General features: G+C 55.4%; 2 rRNA genes. Both read left to right on the top strand.

The features are described from left to right. Window positions 1-49 precede the first annotated feature (49 nt). Window positions 50-3169 (top strand): 23S ribosomal RNA (locus E0T84_RS31450). Window positions 3170-3320: 151 nt separating this feature from the next. Beyond that, window positions 3321-3434, top strand: a 5S ribosomal RNA gene (gene rrf, locus E0T84_RS31445). Window positions 3435-3444: the final 10 nt, after the last annotated feature.

Below are 3444 nucleotides of genomic sequence, written 5' to 3'. Positions count from 1 at the left end.
TGTGTGTTGATGTGCAATTTCTTTTGAAACTCATTTTTTGGTTTTTGTGTTGTAAGTGTTTAAGGGCGCATGGTGGATGCCTTGGCACTGGGAGCCGATGAAGGACGTTGGAGGCTGCGATATGCCTCGGGGAGCTGCCAACCGAGCGTTGATCCGAGGGTGTCCGAATGGGGAAACCCAGCACGAGTGATGTCGTGTTACCCGTCACTGAATACATAGGTGTCGGGAGGGAACGCGGGGAAGTGAAACATCTCAGTACCCGTAGGAAGAGAAAACAAAAGTGATTCCGTGAGTAGTGGCGAGCGAAAGCGGAGGATGGCTAAACCGTATGCATGTGATACCGGGTAGGGGTTGTGTGTGCGGGGTTGTGGGACCTGTTTTTCCAGTTCTATCCGACTGGAGGGTAGTGAGAAAATGTTGTGGTTAGCGGAAATGGTTTGGGATGACCTGCCGTAGACGGTGAGAGCCCGGTACGTGAAAACCTGACATCTACCTTGATGGTGTTCCCGAGTAGCAGCGGGCCCGTGAAATCTGCTGTGAATCTGCCGGGACCACCCGGTAAGCCTGAATACTTCCCAGTGACCGATAGCGGATTAGTACCGTGAGGGAATGGTGAAAAGTACCCCGGGAGGGGAGTGAAATAGTACCTGAAACCGTGCGCTTACAATCCGTCAGAGCCCTCGCTTTGCGTGGGGTGATGGCGTGCCTTTTGAAGAATGAGCCTGCGAGTCAGGGACATGTCGCGAGGTTAACCCGGGTGGGGTAGCCGCAGCGAAAGCGAGTCTGAATAGGGCGTATCCACACAACAGTGTGTGGTGTAGTGGTGTGTTCTGGACCCGAAGCGGAGTGATCTACCCATGGCCAGGGTGAAGCGCGGGTAAGACCGCGTGGAGGCCCGAACCCACTTAGGTTGAAGACTGAGGGGATGAGCTGTGGGTAGGGGTGAAAGGCCAATCAAACTCCGTGATAGCTGGTTCTCCCCGAAATGCATTTAGGTGCAGCGTCACATGTTTCTTGTTGGAGGTAGAGCTACTGGATGGCCGATGGGCCCCACAGGGTTACTGACGTCAGCCAAACTCCGAATGCCGACAAGTCCAAGAGTGTGGCAGTGAGACGGCGGGGGATAAGCTCCGTGCGTCGAGAGGGAAACAGCCCAGATCGCCGGCTAAGGCCCCTAAGCGTGTGCTAAGTGGAAAAGGATGTGCAGTCGCGAAGACAACCAGGAGGTTGGCTTAGAAGCAGCCACCCTTGAAAGAGTGCGTAATAGCTCACTGGTCAAGTGATTGTGCGCCGATAATGTAGCGGGGCTCAAGCACACCGCCGAAGCCGCGGCAGCCATTTATGGCTGGGTAGGGGAGCGTCCTGCATCCGGTGAAGCAGCAGAGTGATCTAGCTGTGGAGGGTGTGGGAGTGAGAATGCAGGCATGAGTAGCGAATAGGCAAGTGAGAACCTTGCCCGCCGAAAGACCAAGGGTTCCTGGGCCAGGCCAGTCCTCCCAGGGTGAGTCGGGACCTAAGGCGAGGCCGACAGGCGTAGTCGATGGACAACGGGTTGATATTCCCGTACCCGTGTATGTGCGTCCCTGATGAATCCATTGTGCTAACCATCCAAAACCACCGTGACCAATCCCTTCGGGGTGCGGCGTTGGTGGGGCTGCGTGGGACCCCGGTGGGTAGTAGTCAAGCGATGGGGTGACGCAGGAAGGTAGCCGTACCAGTCAGTGGTTGTACTGGGGTAAGCCGGTAGGGCGAAACGTAGGCAAATCCGCGTTTCATGTGCCTGAGAGGTGATGCATAGCCGTTTGAGGCGAATTCGGTGATCCTATGCTGCCAAGAAAAGCCTCTAGCGAGGACATACACGGCCCGTACCCCAAACCAACACAGGTGGTCAGGTAGAGAATACTAAGGCGTACGAGTGAACTATGGTTAAGGAACTCGGCAAAATGCCCCCGTAACTTCGGGAGAAGGGGGACCCCCATATCGTGAAGGCTCTTGCGGCCGGCAGCGGGAGGGGGTGGCACAAACCAGTGAGAAGCGACTGTTTACTAAAAACACAGGTCCGTGCGAAGTCGCAAGACGATGTATACGGACTGACGCCTGCCCGGTGCTGGAAGGTTAAGAGGACCTGTTAACCCTTCGGGGTGAAGCAGAGAATTTAAGCCCCAGTAAACGGCGGTGGTAACTATAACCATCCTAAGGTAGCGAAATTCCTTGTCGGGTAAGTTCCGACCTGCACGAATGGCGTAACGACTTCTCAACTGTCTCAACCATAGACTCGGCGAAATTGCACTACGAGTAAAGATGCTCGTTACGCGCGGCAGGACGAAAAGACCCCGGGACCTTCACTACAACTTGGTATTGGTGCTCGATACGGTTTGTGTAGGATAGGTGGGAGACTGTGAAATTCACACGCCAGTGTGGGTGGAGTCGTTGTTGAAATACCACTCTGATCGTATTGGGCCTCTAACCTCGGACCGTATATCCGGTTCAGGGACAGTGCCTGGTGGGTAGTTTAACTGGGGCGGTTGCCTCCTAAAATGTAACGGAGGCGCCCAAAGGTTCCCTCAACCTGGACGGCAATCAGGTGTTGAGTGTAAGTGCACAAGGGAGCTTGACTGCGAGACGTACATGTCGAGCAGGGACGAAAGTCGGGACTAGTGATCCGGCACCTCTGAGTGGAAGGGGTGTCGCTCAACGGATAAAAGGTACCCCGGGGATAACAGGCTGATCTTCCCCAAGAGTCCATATCGACGGGATGGTTTGGCACCTCGATGTCGGCTCGTCGCATCCTGGGGCTGGAGCAGGTCCCAAGGGTTGGGCTGTTCGCCCATTAAAGCGGCACGCGAGCTGGGTTTAGAACGTCGTGAGACAGTTCGGTCTCTATCCGCCGCGCGCGTCAGAAGCTTGAGGAAATCTGTCCCTAGTACGAGAGGACCGGGACGGACGAACCTCTGGTACACCAGTTGTTCCACCAGGAGCACCGCTGGATAGCCACGTTCGGACAGGATAACCGCTGAAAGCATCTAAGCGGGAAACCCCCTCCAAGACCAGGCTTCTCACCCTTTTAGAGGGATAAGGCCCCCCGCAGACCACGGGATTGATAGACCAGACCTAGAAGCCCAGCAATGGGTGCAGGGAACTGGCACTAACCGGCCGAAAACTTACAACAACCAACAAACACCACCATGTTTGAGTTACGTAAGACGCACATCCTGACCTCGCAACCACATCCATAAACACCCACACACTTGTGTGTCGGCGTGCCACCGCACCCCACCACCAAAACACAAGATGTACACCCAGAAACGGGTGAATAAAGTTACGGCGGTCCATAGCGGCAGGGAAACGCCCGGTCCCATCCCGAACCCGGAAGCTAAGCCTGCCAGCGCCGATGATACTACCCACACGGGTGGAAAAGTAGGACACCGCCGAACACAAATTAAG

It is taken from the genome of Mycobacterium sp. DBP42, from assembly GCF_005924235.1.
GTDB classification, from domain to species: domain Bacteria; phylum Actinomycetota; class Actinomycetes; order Mycobacteriales; family Mycobacteriaceae; genus Mycobacterium; species Mycobacterium syngnathidarum.
This window is presented reverse-complemented; position numbering and strand designations above follow the sequence as displayed.